Genomic DNA, 18,568 nt, shown 5'->3' on the forward strand with positions numbered 1-18,568 from the left:
TCGTCCATCGCGATTGGGTGGATCAGAGTCACAACCATCTTGATGTTGTCGCCTGGCATTACCATCTCAACGCCTTCTGGCAGTTCGATGGTACCGGTCACGTCAGTTGTACGGAAGTAGAACTGTGGACGGTAGCCTTTGAAGAACGGAGTATGACGGCCGCCTTCGTCTTTGGACAGGATGTACACTTCAGATTCGAACTTGGTGTGTGGCTTGATTGAGCCTGGCTTCGCCAGAACCTGACCACGTTCGATTTCTTCACGTTTGATACCACGCAGCAGAACACCAACGTTCTCACCAGCACGGCCTTCGTCCAGCAGTTTGCGGAACATTTCAACGCCAGTACAGGTAGACTTAGCAGTCTCTTTGATACCAACGATTTCAACTTCTTCGCCAACTTTGATGATACCGCGCTCTACACGACCGGTAACAACGGTACCACGACCGGAGATGGAGAATACGTCTTCGATTGGCAGCAGGAATGGCTTGTCAATCGCACGCTCTGGTTCTGGGATGTAAGAATCCAGGTAGCCAGCCAGTTCGATGATTTTTGCTTCCCACTCTGCTTCGCCTTCCAGCGCTTTCAGCGCGGAACCACGAACGATTGGAGTGTCGTCGCCTGGGAAATCGTACTGAGACAGCAGTTCACGAACTTCCATCTCTACCAGTTCCAGCAGCTCTTCGTCATCAACCATGTCGCATTTGTTCAGGAACACGATGATGAAAGGAACGCCTACCTGACGACCCAGCAGGATGTGCTCACGAGTCTGAGGCATTGGGCCGTCAGTCGCAGCAACAACCAGGATCGCGCCGTCCATCTGCGCAGCACCGGTGATCATGTTTTTAACATAGTCGGCGTGGCCTGGGCAGTCTACGTGTGCGTAGTGGCGAGTCGGGGTGTCGTATTCAACGTGGGAAGTGTTGATGGTGATACCACGAGCTTTTTCTTCTGGTGCGTTATCGATCTGGTCGAATGCACGAGCAGAACCACCGTAGGTTTTAGCCAGAACGGTAGTGATTGCAGCAGTCAGGGTAGTTTTACCATGGTCAACGTGGCCGATAGTACCAACGTTGACGTGCGGTTTTGTACGTTCAAATTTTTCTTTAGACACGGCTATATTCCTTACTATAGTGCTCTCCCCTTTGGAGAGAGCACGGGACTTAGGTTTTAATCCTGTGGATTACTTACCACGGGCTTCAATAACGGCCTGAGCAACGTTGTTAGGCGCATCATCATACTTCAGGAATTCCATGGTGTACGATGCACGACCTTTGGTCAGAGAACGCAGCTGAGTTGCATATCCGAACATTTCAGACAGCGGAACTTCAGCGTGGATCTTAACGCCAGTTACTTCAGATTCCTGACCACGCAGCATACCGCGACGACGGCTCAAGTCACCGATAACGTCACCGGTGTTCTCTTCAGGAGTTTCTACTTCAACCTTCATGATCGGCTCAAGCAGAACTGGTTTTGCTTTCTTAAAGCCTTCTTTAAAGGCAATAGACGCAGCCAGTTTAAACGCCAGTTCAGAGGAGTCAACGTCATGGTAAGAACCGAAGTGCAGACGAACACCCATGTCAACAACTGGATAGCCAGCCAGAGGGCCCGCTTTCAGCTGCTCCTGGATGCCTTTATCAACGGCTGGGATGTATTCGCCAGGAATTACACCACCTTTGATGTCGTTGATGAACTCGTAACCTTTAGGGTTAGAGCCCGGCTCCAGTGGGTACATGTCGATCACAACGTGACCGTACTGACCGCGACCACCAGACTGCTTAGCGTGTTTACCTTCAACATCGGTAACTTTCGCACGAATCGCTTCGCGGTAAGCAACCTGAGGTTTACCCACGTTCGCTTCAACGTTGAATTCACGCTTCATACGGTCAACGATGATGTCCAGGTGCAGCTCACCCATACCAGCGATGATGGTCTGGTTAGATTCTTCATCAGTCCATACGCGGAATGATGGGTCTTCTTTCGCCAGACGGCCCAGAGCCAGACCCATTTTTTCCTGGTCAGCTTTGGTTTTTGGTTCAACCGCGATGGAGATTACCGGCTCAGGGAATTCCATACGCTCCAGAATGATCGGGTGATCTGGGTTACACAGGGTGTCACCAGTAGTCACGTCTTTCAGACCGATAGCTGCAGCGATGTCGCCCGCACGAACTTCTTTGATCTCTTCACGTTTGTTAGCGTGCATCTGTACGATACGGCCAAAACGCTCACGCGCCGCTTTCACGGAGTTCAGGATGGTGTCACCGGAGTTAACCACACCAGAGTAAACGCGGAAGAAGGTCAGGTTACCCACGAATGGGTCGGTAGCAATTTTGAACGCCAGTGCAGAGAACGGCTCGTCATCACTTGCGTGACGCTCAGCCGGAGTATCTTTACCGTCGTCCAGGATGCCGTTGATCGCAGGTACGTCAACTGGGGATGGCAGGTAGTCAACTACCGCATCCAGCATCGCCTGAACACCTTTGTTCTTGAACGCAGAACCACAGGTTACCAGGATGATTTCGTTGTTCAGAACGCGCTGACGCAGAGCTTTCTTGATCTCTTCTTCAGTCAGTTCTTCACCACCCAGGTATTTCTCCATCAGCTCTTCAGAAGCTTCAGCAGCGGACTCGATCAGGTTCTGGTGCCATTCGTCAGCCAGGTCCTGCATGTCTGCTGGGATATCTTCGTAAGTGAAGGTAACGCCTGCGTCTTCTTCGTTCCAGTTGATGGCTTTCATTTTCACCAGGTCGATAACACCGGTGAAACCTTCTTCAGCACCAATTGCCAGCTGCAGCGGAACAGGGTTCGCGCCCAGACGGGTTTTGATCTGACCAACAACTTTCAGGAAGTTAGCACCCATACGGTCCATTTTGTTAACGAACGCGATGCGTGGAACTTTATATTTGTTCGCCTGACGCCATACGGTTTCAGACTGTGGCTGAACACCACCAACTGCGCAATAAACCATTACCGCGCCGTCAAGAACACGCATGGAACGTTCTACTTCGATGGTGAAGTCAACGTGGCCTGGGGTGTCGATGATGTTTACGCGATGCGGTTCGTACTGCTTAGCCATACCTGACCAGAATGCAGTAGTCGCTGCGGAGGTGATAGTAATACCACGCTCCTGCTCCTGTTCCATCCAGTCCATGGTGGCTGCGCCGTCATGAACTTCACCGATTTTGTGGTTTACACCGGTGTAGAACAGAATACGTTCGGTAGTAGTGGTCTTACCGGCGTCGATGTGCGCACTGATACCGATGTTACGGTAGCGTGCGATGGGTGTTGTACGAGCCATTTGATTCCTCGTTTGTTTCTTTAGGCGTTCAGTTAAGTTACCCAGAGCGGGCGGCTTCTCTGAAGCGCCCGCCTGGTGACTAATACTCCGAAGGGATTACCAACGGTAGTGTGCGAACGCCTTGTTGGCTTCTGCCATACGGTGAACGTCTTCACGTTTCTTAACTGCAGTACCTTTGTTTTCTGCAGCATCAGAAAGTTCGTTCGCCAGACGCAGAGCCATGGATTTATCACCGCGTTTACGAGCAGCTTCAACGATCCAACGCATTGCCAGAGCATTACGACGAACCGGACGAACTTCAACTGGAACCTGATAAGTAGAACCACCAACGCGGCGGGACTTAACTTCTACAGTTGGGCGAACGTTGTCGAGAGCGACTTCGAAAGCTTCCAGTTCATTTTTACCAGAACGCTGAGCCAGGGTCTCAAGCGCGCTGTATACGATTGCTTCTGCAGTAGATTTTTTACCATCTACCATCAGGATATTTACAAATTTTGCCAGCAGTTCTGATCCGAATTTCGGATCTGGAAGGATTTTACGCTGACCAATGACGCGACGACGTGGCATGGGAATACTCCGTTGTTAATTCAGGATTGTCCAAAACTCAAAGAGTTTAGTGTGACATTAAGATAAATCAGTTTGGCCTTACTTAACGGAGAACCATTAAGCCTTAGGACGCTTCACGCCGTACTTGGAGCGAGCCTGCTTACGGTCTTTAACACCTGAGCAGTCGAGCGCACCACGAACGGTGTGGTAACGAACACCCGGAAGGTCTTTAACACGACCGCCACGGATCAGGATCACGGAGTGCTCCTGCAGGTTGTGACCTTCACCACCGATGTAGGAAGTCACTTCGAAACCGTTAGTCAAACGCACACGGCATACTTTACGCAGTGCGGAGTTTGGTTTTTTAGGAGTGGTGGTATATACACGAGTACATACGCCACGTTTCTGCGGGCAGGCTTCCAGTGCAGGCACGTTGCTTTTTGCAACTTTGCGTGCACGTGGTTTGCGTACCAGCTGGTTAACTGTTGCCATTAAATAGCTCCTGGTTTTAGCTTTTGCTTCGTAAACACGTAATAAATCGACCTCATACAATATGAGGACGCGAAATTTTAGGGCTACGTCGAAAAGGTGTCAAGAAATATACAGCGATCTCAAATCACCAGTTCATTTGACTGGGGTGTGTCACAGTAAGATTGACGAAATCAGTATAGCCAACCACGTCAATTTTGGCTGAAATTTGACCAGCAAGACCTCGCGCTTCAAGATCGTCTTTCAGCGCAGAGATGGATATGGGGGCACTGCTGAGGATTTCAACGAACTGACTACCATCAAGCGCCGCAAGCACACCGTCCTGAATCAGCAGCAAATCATCCCCTTCGCGCAACATGCTCAGTAACGCGTCGATATCACATTGCCACGGTGAATGGCTCAGGGTGTGCAGCATGTCAGCCTCAGAAAGTCAGAACAGTATCATATTGAGAGAGTTGTTCGCGCAGCGCACCCGCGGGGAGGAGCGTGACATCCAGCACGAAAGACGTCTTATTATTGAGACCGCGCGCAGCCAATGAGTCAGCACACACGTAGAAGGTTTCAATGTCGTAAAGCGGTAAAACTTTGAAGGTAGCGATGTAGTCCCGCGCCAGAATTGCCTGCGGTTGCTGGCCCGCCAGCAGCTGGAATACGCCGTCTCCCAGAAAGAATACGCCAATATCTTCGGTTAATGCGGAGGTTGCGAGCAACGCGTCCAGCCCTTCTCTGCCAGACGCACTCCCATGGGGAGCAGACGAAAAAACAAACGCGACACGCTTCATTAAAACTGCACCACTCTGTCGCAGGTTAGCGCGGCCTGGGCCAGTGCCCCCAGGCCACTCAACGAAAACCCGGGCTGCAGGTTAGCCCCTGGCAAGCCGAGACGCTCCGCTTCAGCCGCATCCGTCACGCCGCGGCGCAATGCCGCTGCCACGCAGATATGCAGCTCAACGCCATGCTTTTCATTTAATGCCTGCCAGGCGCGGACAAGGTCAAATTCATCGCTCGCCGGTGACGTAAACTGGTTCGCGTTATAGACCCCTTCCCGATAGAAGAAGACGCTCGCCAGTTCGTGTCCAGCCTCACGTAGCGCATGAGCAAACTGCAGCGCACTGCTGGCCTGCTGAGTGCCATACGCCGGGCCTGTCACCATTAACGCAAAACGCATTACTTGTCTTGCCCCAGGAAATCGCCGCTTTTGAACTGGCGAATGTAGAGGTAAACCGTGTGCTTGGAGATATTCAGACGATCGGCCACCTGGTTAATGGCGTCTTTGATGTCAAAAATCCCTTTCTCGTAGAGGTTAAGTACGATCTGACGATTCTTGGCGTTGTTCGAGACGTTGCGATCGGCATTCACCTCTTCAATGGTGAACTCCAGCGTCTGGGTCACCAGGTCCTCAACAGAAGAGGCAAAATTCACAGAAGAGCCCACATCTGGGGTTTCTGGTGGAATAAAGGTGCTCATGATTTGCGAGAACGGTACATCAAGGTTCATGTTGATGCACAGCAAACCGATAACACGATGGTCACGGTTTCGAATGGCGATAGTTTCTGATTTCATCAACACACCGCTTTTGGCGCGAGTGAAGTAACATTTGGAGACGCTGCTGTCCGCGCCGGTCATGTCATGCAACATACGCAATGCAAGGTCGGTGATTGGCGAACCAATTTTACGGCCAGTATGTTCACCATTCGCAATGCGGATGGCGGAACATTTCAGATCTTGCAGGGAGTGCAATACGATTTCGCAGTGGGAGCCAATGAGCATCGCTAACCCGTCCACCACCGCCTCGTAGGATTTCAGAATATCGAAGTCGGTCTGGTCAAAAGGACGTTGATCCAGCAAATCGAGTTCACTGGTTTCGTTGGTTAAAAGCGACCTGGACATGAAAAAAACACTCCTTTTCAGGAGCCTGTCGTTAGGTTTTCAGGGCAGGCTCATTATCTACACGGACAACTAAATTAATACAGCGTGTATAGCGCTTTCCAGTGTTAATTATATCTGCCCTACAATAAAAAAACCGCCGCCTCAAAGGCGGCGGTTTTTTTTCAGCATTACTTCTTAGCAGCAGCGGCTTTATCGTCAGCCGGAGCATCTGCCTTGGTATCCGCTTTAGGTGCCGGTTTGATATCCAGCAGTTCTACGTCAAAGACCAGCGTAGAGTTCGCTGGGATACCCGGAACACCGGTTTTGCCGTAAGCCAGATCCGGTGGGATGACCATCTTGATCTTGCCACCTTTCTTGATGTTCTTCAGGCCTTCGGTCCAGCCCGGGATCACACCGTCCAGACGGAAGGAAAGAGGCTCACCACGGGTGTAAGAGTTGTCGAACTCTTTACCGTCGATCAACGTACCTTTGTAGTTAACCACAACGGTGTCGCTGTCTTTAGGCGCATCACCGGTACCTTCTTTCTCAACTTTGTACACCAGGCCAGTAGAGGAGGTTTTTACACCTTTTTCTTTAGCAAAGGTATCGCGGTAGGCTTTGCCTTTCGCTTCGTTGTCTTTGGCATCTGCTTCCATTTTGGTCTGAGCAGCACCTTTCACACGCGCTTCAAACGCCTGCAGAGTCTGTTCGATTTCCTGGTCAGACAGTTTGCTCTTATCTGCAAACGCATCCTGAACACCCGCGATCAGCTGAGCTTTGTCCAGTTTGATGCCCAGTTTCTCTTGCTCTTTCAGAGAGTTTTCCATGTAACGACCCAGAGATGCGCCAAGTGCGTAGGCGGATTTCTGGTCGTCATTTTTGAACGCCGCTTTGCTGTCTGCAGTTGCAGCAGGCTTCGCTGCAGTGTCAGCAGCGAAAGACAGCGGTGCATTCAGTGCGACAGCCATTGTCGTCGCCAGCAGCGTTACTTTGAACAGTGATTTCATCCATATCTCCAGGGCCTGGGGACTCTCACCCCAGCATTAAACGTAAATGAGTGACGTACTATAAATCGTTGCGGAAGAAATCTACAGACAGACTCTCCCGATTCTCGTCTCTTTTCAGACTATTTTTGTTTAAATAAGTTTCTTGCCAAAGGGATGGATACTGCACTTGAGGATAAACTCAGTTAAACTTCGCCGCCGCAGGCCCATTATGGCGAGTGTGAAATTGACGAGGTGAACCATGAAGGACACAATGATTGAAGCGAGACTGGCTGAGCTGGAAAGCCGACTGGCTTTTCAGGACATCACCATCGAAGAACTTAACCAGACCGTGACCGCCCATGAACTTGAAATGGCAAAACTGCGCGATCTGATGCGCCTGCTCACTGAAAAAGTGAAGGCAACGCAGTCGTCGCACATCGCCTCTCAGTCAGAAGAGACGCCACCACCTCATTATTGAGGCGTAAAAAAAGCGGGATTATCCCGCTTTTTTATTTTCCGCATGACGGTATTAGTGGCAGCCGCAGCCGCCGTTGCCGCAACCACCTTTACCGTGGTCGTGATCGTGGCCGTGACCACCGCAGCAGCCATCGTGGCCGTGATCGTGGTCATGGTCGTGACCGTGTGCACCGTGAACGTGGCCATGAGCCAGTTCTTCTTCGGTTGCTTCACGGATCGCAACAACTTCTACGTTGAATTTCAGGTTCTGGCCAGCCAGCATGTGGTTGCCGTCAACCACAACGTGGTCGTCTTCAACTTCAGTGATTTCAACCGGCACCGGGCCCTGGTCGGTTTCCGCCAGGAAGCGCATGCCAACCTGCAGTTCGTCAACGCCCATGAACACGTCTTTAGGAACGCGCTGAACCAGGTTGTCGTCATACTGACCGTAAGCGTCGTTCGCGCCTACAGCAACGTCGAATTTGTCGCCAACGTCATGACCTTCCAGCGCTGTTTCCAGGCCAGAAATCAGGGAGCCGTGACCATGCAGGTAGTCCAGCGGCGCACTCACCGGAGACTCATCAACCAACACACCGTCTTCTGTACGTACCTGATAGGCCAGGCTGACCACCAGGTCTTTTGCTACTTTCATGATATCTCCTGAGCGTGGGAAAATTGCTGGCGCAGATTGTAGCGGAAATCTGCACCCGTGTACCCTTTAGCTTAAAAAAACTCAGGGCATATCGCTAGTCCGGATGAAAAATGCCGATCACTTGCTCTTCTTTGCGAACGTGATCGCGGGCCTCTTTATCAGCCTCACGCATCTGGTGACCGCACTTAACACACTCAACTACATCAATATTATTCTCACGCCACATAGCCAAAGTATCTTGCGCCTGGCAGGTCGGGCATTTTGCCCCCGCGATAAAGCGTTTACGTACAGCCATCTTTCGTTACCCTTTATTCAAATTCGTCCCAGCCGTCCAGTTGGCGTCGTTCCTGTTGCATCTCTCTCTGGAAGATCTCCTCCAGCTCGCGACGCGCTTCCCGCACGCGGGAGATTTGCGCCGTATCGGTATGGACCGGCATCAGCTCGCGCAGCATCCGCATATCCAGCCGGCGGAAGTGCATCTGGGCGCGCTGCGCCTGATGCGGATGCATGCCGAGCGAGATCAGCGCCTTGCGGCCCAGCTCCAGCGCACTGGAGAACGTCTCACGTGAGAAGTGTTTCACACCCGCCTGCAACAATTCGTGAGCTTCAACACGCCCCCGCGCACGCGCCAGAATATGCAGATGCGGGAAATGCTGCTGACACAGCTCTACCAACTTCATCGTGTCTTCCGGATCATTACAGGTAATCACGATGGACTCTGCCGCTTCCGCCCCCGCCGAGCGCAGCAGCTCAAGCTGGGTCGCATCGCCGTAGTAAACCTTATAGCCATATTTGCGCATCAGGTTGACCGCGCTGATATCGCGCTCCAGTACCGTGATGCGCATTTTGTTCGCCATCAGCAAACGCCCAATCACCTGTCCGAAACGGCCAAAACCCACGACGATAACCTGTGGCTTATCATCTTCCACCCAGGGCGCTTCGTCTTCATCATCAGCCGGGTTAAACCGGCGCGACAGCAGTTTATCCACCAGCTTCATCAGCAGCGGCGTGGTCATCATCGACAGCGTGACCGTCACCAGCAGCAGCGCCATCTGGTCATCTTTGAAGAGTTTTTGGGAAGATGCGGTAGAGAACAGCACAAACGCGAACTCTCCTCCCTGGCTTAGCACGCTGGCAAACTGCATACGTTCCGAGCTACGCAGCCCGTAAATACGGGCCAGTACGTAGAGCACCAGCGTTTTCACCGCCACCAGCACCGCCACGCTCACGGCCACCCACAGCAGATGGGTATAAAGCACGCCAAGGTTCAGCGCCATGCCGACCGAAATAAAGAACAGCCCTAACAGCAGCCCCTTAAACGGATCGATGGCAATTTCCAGTTCGTGACGATATTCGCTCTCCGCCAGCAGCACCCCGGCGATGAACGTCCCCAGCGCCATCGACAGCCCCAGCGCATCCATAAACAGCGCAGAGCCAAGCACCAGCAACAGCGTCGCGGCGGTAAACACTTCACGAACGCCCGAGGCGGCAATAAAGCGGAACACCGGACGCAGTAAGAAACGCCCGCCAATCAGCATCCCCGCGAAGGCCAGCACCTTCATGGAGATTTTTACCCAGTCAAAATGATCGTCACCGGATCCTGCCAGCAGCGGCACCAGCGCCAGCGCCGGGATGACGGCCAAATCCTGAAACAGCAGCACCGAAAAGCCCAGCTGTCCGGCTTCGTTGCGATTCATCCCTTTGTCGCGCATCAGCTGCAGCGCCATCGCCGTGGAGGACATCGCGAGGCCAATCCCGCCGATCACCGCCGCCTGCCAGGAAAACTGCGTCAACATGAGCAGCCCGCCCAGAATCGCGGCGCTGAACAGCACCTGTGCCGCCCCCACGCCGAAGATGGAGCGCCGAAGCTGCCACAGCTTGGACGGGTTCAGTTCAAGGCCGATGATGAACATCAGGAACACGACGCCCAGTTCAGAGAAGTGGAGGATCTCATCCACATCGCTGATGAATCCCAGCCCCCAGGGGCCGATGGCGATCCCCGCCAACAAATACCCCAGCACTGCACCGATCCCGATACGTGCCGCAAGCGGCACCGCCACAACCGCCGCAAATAAAAACAACACCCCGGCGAGGAGTAAATTCGATCCTTCCATCAACGACCTCCTGCCGGAATCGGTGAGGCCAGCCATTCACCGTAGGCTCTGGCGTGGCTCGCCAGCTCTTGTGGCTGCTGGCGTCGCGCCCAGTAGACAATAATCGGGCTCATCCAGTGCATACGGCACATTGCCGCCGTCAGCTCAAAGGGACGCAGGATATCGCTCATCGGATAGCGGTTCAGCCCGTCGTGACGGTAAGCGCTTTCTGGTTCACCGGTCGTGATGACGCTACGCCAGTACTTTCCCGCCAGCTGGTTGCCCCCCACCCCGCTGGAGAAGCCCCGGCTCAGCACGCGGTCCAGCCACTCTTTAAGCAGCGCCGGACAGCTATAGGTATAAAGCGGATGCTGGAACACAATGACGTCATGCTGACGCAGCAGTTCCTGCTCGTAAGGAATATCAATAAAGAAATCAGGATAGTGCGCGTAGAGATCGTGCACTGTTACGTTACTGAGCTGTGTGGCCGGCTTAAGCAGCACCCGGTTCGCCACCGAGTCCTGAGATTCCGGATGGGCATACAGCAGCAGCACCTTTGCTGTCTGAGACATCATTCCCCTCCCGGTCTTGTTTCTGTTTTTGTGTATCGTCGTTGTTTTGGGCTACCATGGCGGCCCGGTGCGGAAAATGGCCCACACCTTACATTATCATAATGACAAATTAACATAGTCGGAACATACGGCGCTTCTATGATTGTTTTCTCCTCGTTACAAATTCGCCGCGGCGTGCGCGTCCTGCTGGATAACGCCACCGCCACCATTAATCCAGGTCAAAAAGTGGGTCTGGTCGGCAAAAACGGCTGCGGTAAATCCACCCTGCTGGCGCTGCTGAAAAACGAGATTAGCGCGGATGGCGGTAACTTTACCTTCCCGGGGAACTGGCAGCTTGCCTGGGTAAACCAGGAGACGCCTGCGCTGAGTGAACCGGCGCTCGACTATGTTATCGACGGCGACCGTGAATACCGCAAGCTCGAGGCAGAACTCAACGCCGCGAACGAGCGCAACGACGGTCACGCCATCGCCACCGTTCACGGCAAGCTGGACGCCATCGACGCCTGGACCATTCGCTCCCGCGCCTCCAGCCTGCTGCACGGCCTGGGCTTCAGCAATGAACAGCTGGAACGCCCGGTCAGCGACTTCTCCGGCGGCTGGCGTATGCGCCTCAACCTTGCGCAGGCGCTGATCTGCCGCTCTGACCTGCTGCTGCTCGATGAACCGACCAACCACCTCGATCTTGATGCCGTTATTTGGCTGGAGAAGTGGCTGAAGAGCTATCAGGGCACTCTGATTCTGATCTCCCACGACCGTGACTTCCTCGACCCGGTGGTGGATAAAATCATTCACATCGAACAGCAAACGATGTTCGAGTACACCGGCAACTACAGCTCCTTCGAGCGCCAGCGCGCGACGCGCCTTGCCCAGCAGCAGTCCATGTACGAAAGCCAGCAGCAGCGCGTGGCACACCTGCAGAGCTTTGTGGATCGCTTTAAGGCCAAAGCGTCAAAAGCCAAGCAGGCCCAGAGCCGCATCAAGATGCTGGAGCGCATGGAGATGATTGCCCCGGCGCACGTGGATAACCCGTTTCACTTCAGTTTCCGCGAGCCAGAAAGCCTGCCGAACCCGCTGCTGAAGATGGAGAAGGTCAGCGCGGGCTATGCCGAGCGCATTATTCTCGATTCCATCAAGCTCAACCTGGTGCCGGGTTCGCGCATTGGCCTGCTGGGGCGCAACGGTGCCGGTAAATCGACGCTGATCAAACTGCTGGCGGGCGAGCTTAACCCGGTCAGCGGTGAAATCGGCCTGGCGAAGGGCATCAAGCTCGGCTACTTCGCCCAGCATCAGCTGGAATTTTTACGCGCGGATGAATCGCCGATTCAACACCTGGCGCGTCTTGCGCCGCAGGAGATGGAGCAGAAGCTGCGCGACTACCTCGGCGGCTTCGGCTTCCAGGGCGATAAGGTGACGGAAAACACCGAGCGCTTCTCCGGGGGCGAAAAAGCCCGTCTGGTGCTGGCGCTGATCGTCTGGCAGCGCCCGAACCTGCTGCTGCTCGATGAACCGACCAACCACCTGGATCTCGACATGCGTCAGGCGCTGACCGAAGCGCTGATCGAGTTCGAAGGCGCGCTGGTTGTGGTTTCGCACGACCGCCACCTGATCCGCTCTACCACGGACGATCTCTACCTGGTACACGGCGGCAAAGTTGAACCGTTCGACGGCGATCTGGAAGATTACCAGCAGTGGCTGACGGACGTGCAGAAGCAGGAAAACCAGCCGGAAGAGTCCGCGAAAGACAACGCCAACAGCGCGCAGTCGCGTAAAGACCAGAAGCGCCGCGAAGCCGAACTGCGCACCCAGACGCAGCCGCTGCGTAAAGAGATTGCCCGTCTTGAAAAAGAGATGGAAAAGCTCAACGCCACGCTGGCTACCGTTGAAGAGAAGCTGGGCGACAGCGGGCTGTACGACCAGAGCCGCAAAGCGGAACTGACCGACTGTCTGCAAACCCAGGCGAAAACCAAATCCAGCCTCGAAGAGTGCGAAATGGCGTGGCTGGACGCGCAGGAACAGCTGGAAGCCATGCTTCAGGCCGACTAAACCATCGGGAGGGTTATGCGTTTCGATACCACGAGCGATATTACATTCCGCAAGCTCAGCATCTTCATGACGTTTATGGAGAAGGGGAATATCGCGCGTACCGCCGAAACGCTGGGCCTGAGCGGGGTCAGCGTGCACCGCGCGCTGCACACCCTGGAAGAGAACGTGCGCTGCCCGCTCTTTACCCACAAGGGGCGTAACCTGATTGCGCTCCCCTCCGCGTGGACGCTGCTGGAGTATTGCCAGGAGGTGATGCAGGTGATGGAGCGCGGGCTCGAGGAGTCCCGCAAAATCGCCGGTATCGGCCAGGGGCGGCTGCGCGTGGGCACGCTCTACTCGCTCACCCTGGAAACCGTACCGCGTCTGATTATGGGTATGAAGCTGCGCCGTCCGGATCTGGAGATGGATCTGACGATGGGCTCCAATGACACCCTGCTGCACATGCTGGATGAAGGCTCGCTGGACGCGATTCTTATCTCCATCTCCGAAAGCGACATCGACCGTAACAGCCTCGAAGTGCTGCCGCTGTTCCACGACGATATTTTCCTTGCCGCACCGGCTTCCGCCACGCTGAATACCTGCGGCCCCGCGGATCTGCGTGATTATAATGACCAGAAATTTGTCGCCCTGGCGGAAGGGTTCGCCACGTATGCAGGGTTTCAGGAAGCGTTTCATATCGCCGGGTTCGAGCCGGAAATCGTCACGCGCGTTAATGACATTTTCTCGATGCTGAGCCTGGTGCAGGCAGGCGTTGGATTTACGCTGATGCCGGGCAGGATGAAGAAGGTCTACGAGAATTCCGTGCAGCTGTTGAAGCTGGCGGAACCGTACCAGATGCAGCAGCTGATCGCGATTGTCTTTGCCCGTAACCGCGAGCAGGACCCAAGCCTGCGCGCGCTGGCGGCCGAAGGTCGGATGTATGCGCGCAGCTTACAGGAAGGTGCCTGATGTTATTGCCCGGTGGCGGCTGCGCCTTACCGGGCCTACTCCTGGATTGTAGGCCCGGTAAGCGTAGCGCCACCGGGCAACAAACTCATCGCTGAAGCCGACCCGCCAGATGCACCGCCACATCAACCCCGCTGCGCTCAAGAGAGATAGTCTCCCCTTCCCACGCGGCCTGTCGCGTCAGACAGGTCAGTACGCCGCCGGGCGGCATCTCGATCGCCAGCCGGGCTTCGCGTTCGTTAGCGGAAATCATCGCCTCCTGCCAGCGCACCGTACGCGCCATGTTCATCGCCAGATCGTCGGCAATCTTTTCCGGCTGCCAGAGCACGCGCCCGGTGCTGCCGCTCAGGTAGGCGCAGCGTGGACGAGCCAGCGTAACGGGCTCAAACGCCGACGCCAGCTTTTTCGCCGGTTCCGCCAGCAGCGCGCAGTGCGACGGCACGCTAACCGCCAGCCGCCTGGCCTTGCTCGCTCCTTTTGCCAGTGCGCGTTCTGCCACCTGTGCCATCCCGTCATTGGTTCCGGCAATCACGATCTGCGTTTCAGCGTTCAGGTTGGCAATATAGGTTCCGGTGCCTTCAATCAGCGTTTCCACCTGCGGCAGGGTCAAGCCCATGATTGCCGTCAGGCCGTAGCCGTGCGGATAAGCCTGTTCCATTAGATCGCCGCGCAGCGCCACCAGACTCAGCGCGTCCGAAAAATCCAGCGCGCCCGCGATAACCGCCGCCGGATAAGCGCCGATGGACAGACCGCTGACGATATCCGGCGTCACGCCGCGACGCTCCAGCTCGCGCCCCCAGGCCACGCCGGCAATCAGCAGCGAAAGCTGAACCGCGCGGGTGTGAGCGAGTGAGGCTGCACTGTCCAGCGTATCCACTTCGGCGCCAAGCACCTCTCGCGCCTGTTCCAGCTCCGTTCCCGGCAGGTTTTGCAGCATACCTTCGTGCTGCGTGCCCTGTCCCGGAAAGGTAAACAGTATTTTCATCACTCCTCCCTGCGCCACGGATCCGCCACCAGGCGCGGTCCACATTGAGTTTTCAGCAGCGTTTTGCCGTCGCGCAGCCACTCCGCCAACGCAAAGCCCCCTTCGGGGGTATCGACCTGCGTATCCGCCCGACACAGTGCGCGGCTCAGCTGCGACTGCCATGCGGTAAAAGCATCCGGGGAAATCGGCTCAGGGGCGCGGATCAGCAGGTCCAGATCGCTGTCGGCATGGATCACCGGAATGCCGGTCGCCAGCGCGTAGCCGGTGCTGCCGGTAATGCCCCACGTCCACGGCCACGCCTGCTGAGCCAGCTGCAGCGCCACCTGAACCGGCGGCTGGGTCACAAAGGGCGAGCGCAGCAGATCGGCGGTGACGCACAGGTCTTCAGGCGGCACCACGCGCTGCACGTTTTCGGTCTTCACCCATCCGGCTGCCCGCTGGTCGCGACGCAGGCCGCGCACGCCAACGGGAATACGGCCTTCATTATCAACATCACGCCGCACCACTACCGGCAGGCCAATATGCCAGGCTGCCTCAACCCAGGATTCGGTGATGCCTTCCAGCGCGTCGCGCGCGGTAAGCCAGATGAGGTCGTGCGGGCGTAATGTTGTGGTCATGATTACATTCCTGAAGTCAGCGAGATAAACAGCGGCAGCGACAGGATACACAGTACGGAGCTTAACAGCAGCACGGCTTCAGCATCCGGCGACTGCACGCCAAAACGGTTACCGAACACCACGCCGAAGAAGCCCGCAGAAAGCGCAATCATCAGGATAGCGGTAATCGCCACCGAGCCGTGCAGACCGAAGATCAGCACGATACCCCAGGCAATCGCTGGCTGAATCAGCAGCTTGGCGATGGTCGAGGTAATCACCATGGTGTTGATCTGCAGCTTGCGGGCAGAGAGGATCACCCCGGTCAGGAACAGCGCCGCTGCGGTGGCGGACAGCCCCAGCGGTTTAATCGCCGCAAGCACCAGTTCCGGCATTTTGATGCCGATGGCGGAGAGAATCACGCCCAGCAGCGGGCCCATCACGATCGGTTTTTTAATGGAACGCCACATCAGCACCGGCAGCATGGAGAGCGTTGAGCCGGAATTATTCCCCTCGGCGCGCGCTTTCTCGCGCTCCAGGATCAGCAGACAGAACGGGGTCATCAGCACCGAACCGCAGGCAATAGAGACCGCAACGGAAAGCGACGTGGAAGATCCTTCACCCAGCACGCTGCCCAGAATCGGCAGACCGAGCGCCGCGTAGTTCGGCAGGGCAACGGTAAGCGTCAGCACCGCCGCGTCCTGCGGGGATTTCTTAAAGACTTTTGTGGCAAGGAAGTAGATGGCCGCATAGGTGATCCACATCGCCAGAGTAAGCACCAGGATCAGCGGCGACTGCGCCACGATGCCGGTCCACGGGGTTTGCACGGTGGCGCTGAACAGCGCGGCTGGCAGTGCAAAATCCATCACGAAGATATTAAGCAGGGAAACGTTTTTGTTATCGACCATCTTTGCCTTACCGGCCCAGAATCCCAGCAGCATGATGACGAAAATCGGTGCAAGAGCATGAACAATTACGTAAGTCATAAATCACCTGTAGTAAAAAAAGTTTTAGCACTGGTGCGATGTTTATTATTTTTCAGGATGCAGGCTCCCACGCGGGCGCAGCAGGCGCGCCCACGGGGTTTGCATCTCTGGCAGGTCTCTTTTTTACTTACCAGCTGGCTCGCATACGTTCGCGTACGAGCGCCGAGCTGCGGCGGTTGTCAGCACCCAGACGGTTTTTCAGCGTGGTGTCCTGACGAGCGTCACTGATGGCCTGTTGCAGGGTGGTTTTCACCTGCGCCAGATCGTTATCGGATGGGGCGTCCGGGTTGCTGATGTCCAGCAGGTTAGAAAGCAGCCCCAGCGTGGCGTAGTTGCTGATGTCATACGCCATTGGCGGAATGGTTGCCGCCAGTTTTTCCAGGGCCTCCACGGTACGCAGCGTAATGCGCGCCGCAGACTCTTTGCCCATCGCGTGGATCAGCACGCCTTTGTCGTTAAAGGCAATCAGGCGGTTGGCCTGGTAGCCGTGCGCCAGGAATGCGCCGGACATCGCCTTGCCGACGATAAGCCCAATCACCGGGTGACCGGCCAGACGCGCGTTAGCATACGCGGCAGCGGCTCCCGCCAGCGCCTGATGAATACCAAACGCCTCTTCACGACGGCCATAGGCCTGGCTTGGGACGTCAATCACCGCCACAATCGGGCGCTTAACGGCCTTATCGGCATCCGCCGCGACGGTTTCGCTGACCACTTTCGCCAGGGTCCAGCCTTCCAGCAGACCGACTTCACCTTTCGCGGCGCGCGGGAAGTGGTTGTTGGCATCCGGCACCACGGCCACAAAGCGCACCGCTTCACCATTAAGCTCGCCGTCTGCCGCCTGCACGGACGGGCATAACCCTTCCACACGTTTTGCATTCGGGGCGAGAATGTCCAGCCAGAGTTCGCCACGGCTCATTGAGTTAGTCATCATTTCACCTCCCGGGCAAAAAGCGCGTTAATTTGTTCGGCATCGGCCTGTTTGCGGGTGTCGAAATTCGTCAGACGGTTCAGGTAATCGTCGTAGTTATCGGTGCGATGTTTCGCCGGTACGCCTTTCGCTATCGCCTCGTTCATCGCCGCTTTCACCGCGTTTACGCCGTCGCCTACCAGCGCATCCACCAGACCGCTTTGATAGCGCACTTCACCGCCGGTCATGCTCCAGATAAACGGACGGTCGCGGGAGTCGTACTCTTCAATCCCCGCCTCCTGCTCGATAACCTGCGGGCCGTTGAGGCCGAGACGCGCTTCACGGGTCACGATCAGGTAGCTGCACAGCGCCGCGGCGATGGACATGCCGCCGAAGCAGCCCACGGTCCCGGCAACAATCCCGACCACCGGGGTATACCGGCGCAGGTCAACAATCGCGGCGTGGATATCGGCAATCGCCGCCAGGCCGAGGTTAGCTTCCTGCAGGCGTACGCCGCCGGTTTCGAGGCACAGCACCGCCTGCGTCGGAATGCCGTTGCGGTTATCTTCTGCCGCCAGCTCCAGCGCCGCCGCCATTTTGGCGCCGGACACTTCGCCCATGCTGCCGCCCTGGAACGCGCCTTCAATCGCGACGACGACCGCAGGCTGACCGTTGATGGTGCCCTTCGCCACCACCATGCCGTCGTCGGCCTGTGGCACAATACCCTGTGGCCCAAGCCATGGGGAGATAATGCCCTCAAACGGATCCAGCAGTTCGCGGTAGCTGCCGTCATCCAGCAGCGCCTGCGCGCGCTGGCGCGCTTTTAGTTCGATAAAGCTGCTGTCGTTACGCATGGCTCACCCCCTCAAAGACCTGTTCGATGCGAATGCGCGCCACACCCGGCGTCGCGCCGAAGTCGTGGATGGTCAGTTTGCCTGCGGGCAGGCTGCTGACGGTGTGCAGACGGTTGAACAGCGCCTCCCAGCGACCACGGCTGTTGTCGACTGAAGTGGTAATATCAATGGTTAAGGTCTGGCCCGGTTCGGCGGCGAACAACACCTCCATATCCCCGGAGCCGACGACGCCTGCCAGCGCCCTGCCGCTTAACGTGCGGCTGGCTGGCATGGTCAATGTAATTTTTTCCATAACA

Annotated in this window: 22 protein-coding genes; 3 read left to right on the plus strand and 19 right to left on the minus strand. The window is 56.0% G+C overall.

The features are described 5' to 3' along the window. From tuf to fkpA, 9 genes are all read right to left on the minus strand, one after another. A partial coding sequence (gene tuf / locus ACTJJA_RS21080) for an elongation factor Tu (protein ID WP_440668893.1) occupies positions 1-1,112 on the minus strand: 1,112 nt, incomplete at its 3' end. A gap of 69 nt (positions 1,113-1,181) precedes the next feature. Beyond that, positions 1,182-3,296 (minus strand): elongation factor G, encoded by a 2,115-nt coding sequence (gene fusA / locus ACTJJA_RS21085; protein WP_010436278.1) that lies wholly within the window; start codon positions 3,294-3,296, stop codon positions 1,182-1,184. A gap of 96 nt (positions 3,297-3,392) precedes the next feature. Further along, positions 3,393-3,863, minus strand: a complete 471-nt coding sequence (gene rpsG, locus ACTJJA_RS21090; protein ID WP_003861706.1) for a 30S ribosomal protein S7 — start codon at positions 3,861-3,863, stop codon at positions 3,393-3,395. A 96-nt stretch (positions 3,864-3,959) separates the two neighbouring features. Further along, positions 3,960-4,334 (minus strand): 30S ribosomal protein S12, encoded by a 375-nt coding sequence (gene rpsL, locus ACTJJA_RS21095; RefSeq protein ID WP_000246815.1) that lies wholly within the window; start codon positions 4,332-4,334, stop codon positions 3,960-3,962. A gap of 124 nt (positions 4,335-4,458) precedes the next feature. After that, positions 4,459-4,746, minus strand: a complete 288-nt coding sequence (tusB, locus tag ACTJJA_RS21100) for a sulfurtransferase complex subunit TusB (protein WP_089598589.1) — start codon at positions 4,744-4,746, stop codon at positions 4,459-4,461. A gap of 7 nt (positions 4,747-4,753) precedes the next feature. Beyond that, on the minus strand, positions 4,754-5,113 hold the full coding sequence (gene tusC, locus ACTJJA_RS21105) for a sulfurtransferase complex subunit TusC (RefSeq protein WP_440669141.1): 360 nt from the start codon (positions 5,111-5,113) through the stop codon (positions 4,754-4,756). Beyond that, positions 5,113-5,499, minus strand: coding sequence for a sulfurtransferase complex subunit TusD (tusD, locus tag ACTJJA_RS21110; RefSeq protein ID WP_440669143.1), 387 nt, complete (start codon positions 5,497-5,499; stop codon positions 5,113-5,115). The genes tusC and tusD overlap by 1 nt, the downstream gene beginning before the upstream one ends. Further along, positions 5,499-6,221, minus strand: coding sequence for a helix-turn-helix transcriptional regulator (locus ACTJJA_RS21115; protein WP_023333674.1), 723 nt, complete (start codon positions 6,219-6,221; stop codon positions 5,499-5,501). Before ACTJJA_RS21115 ends, tusD begins: the two co-directional genes overlap by 1 nt. A 167-nt stretch (positions 6,222-6,388) precedes the next feature. Further along, complete coding sequence (fkpA, locus tag ACTJJA_RS21120) at positions 6,389-7,207, minus strand: FKBP-type peptidyl-prolyl cis-trans isomerase (RefSeq protein ID WP_440669144.1); 819 nt, start codon at positions 7,205-7,207, stop codon at positions 6,389-6,391. A gap of 238 nt (positions 7,208-7,445) precedes the next feature. Between fkpA and ACTJJA_RS21125 the strand changes: the two genes are divergently transcribed. Beyond that, entirely contained in the window at positions 7,446-7,664 is a 219-nt protein-coding gene (locus ACTJJA_RS21125; protein WP_042321599.1) for a protein SlyX, read from the plus strand. 51 nt (positions 7,665-7,715) lie between these two features. Here ACTJJA_RS21125 and slyD read toward each other — a convergent pair whose 3' ends face one another. The 4 genes from slyD to kefG all read right to left on the minus strand — a co-directional run bounded on the left by slyD (position 7,716) and on the right by kefG (position 10,962). Next, on the minus strand, positions 7,716-8,294 hold the full coding sequence (gene slyD, locus ACTJJA_RS21130; protein ID WP_440669145.1) for a peptidylprolyl isomerase: 579 nt from the start codon (positions 8,292-8,294) through the stop codon (positions 7,716-7,718). 94 nt (positions 8,295-8,388) lie between these two features. Beyond that, on the minus strand, positions 8,389-8,589 hold the full coding sequence (locus ACTJJA_RS21135) for a YheV family putative zinc ribbon protein (RefSeq protein WP_010436300.1): 201 nt from the start codon (positions 8,587-8,589) through the stop codon (positions 8,389-8,391). 13 nt (positions 8,590-8,602) lie between these two features. Next, positions 8,603-10,408, minus strand: a complete 1,806-nt coding sequence (gene kefB, locus ACTJJA_RS21140) for a glutathione-regulated potassium-efflux system protein KefB (protein WP_100167375.1) — start codon at positions 10,406-10,408, stop codon at positions 8,603-8,605. Beyond that, on the minus strand, positions 10,408-10,962 hold the full coding sequence (gene kefG, locus ACTJJA_RS21145; protein WP_085928927.1) for a glutathione-regulated potassium-efflux system ancillary protein KefG: 555 nt from the start codon (positions 10,960-10,962) through the stop codon (positions 10,408-10,410). Before kefG ends, kefB begins: the two co-directional genes overlap by 1 nt. Before the next feature lie 135 nt (positions 10,963-11,097). Here kefG and ACTJJA_RS21150 point away from each other — a divergent pair, with 135 nt between their 5' ends. Further along, a complete protein-coding gene (locus tag ACTJJA_RS21150; RefSeq protein WP_333080479.1) occupies positions 11,098-13,002 on the plus strand; it encodes an ABC transporter ATP-binding protein in 1,905 nt (634 codons plus the stop codon). A gap of 15 nt (positions 13,003-13,017) precedes the next feature. Further along, a complete protein-coding gene (locus ACTJJA_RS21155) occupies positions 13,018-13,950 on the plus strand; it encodes a LysR substrate-binding domain-containing protein (RefSeq protein ID WP_440669146.1) in 933 nt (310 codons plus the stop codon). Between the two features lie 85 nt (positions 13,951-14,035). On the opposite strand, the gene mdcH is transcribed toward ACTJJA_RS21155, so the two are convergent. The 6 genes from mdcH to mdcC all read right to left on the minus strand — a co-directional run bounded on the left by mdcH (position 14,036) and on the right by mdcC (position 18,564). After that, the gene (mdcH, locus tag ACTJJA_RS21160; RefSeq protein ID WP_440669147.1) at positions 14,036-14,932 is read right to left on the minus strand and encodes a malonate decarboxylase subunit epsilon; all 897 of its coding nucleotides are present in this window, start codon (positions 14,930-14,932) and stop codon (positions 14,036-14,038) included. Beyond that, positions 14,932-15,549 carry a malonate decarboxylase holo-ACP synthase gene (locus ACTJJA_RS21165; RefSeq protein WP_440669148.1) on the minus strand — a complete coding sequence of 206 codons (618 nt, stop codon included), beginning with the start codon at positions 15,547-15,549 and terminating at the stop codon, positions 14,932-14,934. Before ACTJJA_RS21165 ends, mdcH begins: the two co-directional genes overlap by 1 nt. A 2-nt stretch (positions 15,550-15,551) precedes the next feature. Next, positions 15,552-16,511 (minus strand): AEC family transporter, encoded by a 960-nt coding sequence (locus ACTJJA_RS21170; RefSeq protein WP_024907941.1) that lies wholly within the window; start codon positions 16,509-16,511, stop codon positions 15,552-15,554. A gap of 127 nt (positions 16,512-16,638) precedes the next feature. Further along, positions 16,639-17,439 (minus strand): biotin-independent malonate decarboxylase subunit gamma, encoded by an 801-nt coding sequence (gene mdcE / locus ACTJJA_RS21175; protein ID WP_237848178.1) that lies wholly within the window; start codon positions 17,437-17,439, stop codon positions 16,639-16,641. After that, on the minus strand, positions 17,439-18,272 hold the full coding sequence (locus tag ACTJJA_RS21180; protein ID WP_320744038.1) for a biotin-independent malonate decarboxylase subunit beta: 834 nt from the start codon (positions 18,270-18,272) through the stop codon (positions 17,439-17,441). Before ACTJJA_RS21180 ends, mdcE begins: the two co-directional genes overlap by 1 nt. Continuing rightward, positions 18,265-18,564, minus strand: coding sequence for a malonate decarboxylase acyl carrier protein (gene mdcC / locus ACTJJA_RS21185; RefSeq protein WP_440669149.1), 300 nt, complete (start codon positions 18,562-18,564; stop codon positions 18,265-18,267). Before mdcC ends, ACTJJA_RS21180 begins: the two co-directional genes overlap by 8 nt. Between the last annotated feature and the right edge of the window lie 4 nt (positions 18,565-18,568).

It is taken from the genome of Enterobacter sp. 22452 (genome assembly GCF_052045065.1).
GTDB classification, from domain to species: domain Bacteria; phylum Pseudomonadota; class Gammaproteobacteria; order Enterobacterales; family Enterobacteriaceae; genus Enterobacter; species Enterobacter mori.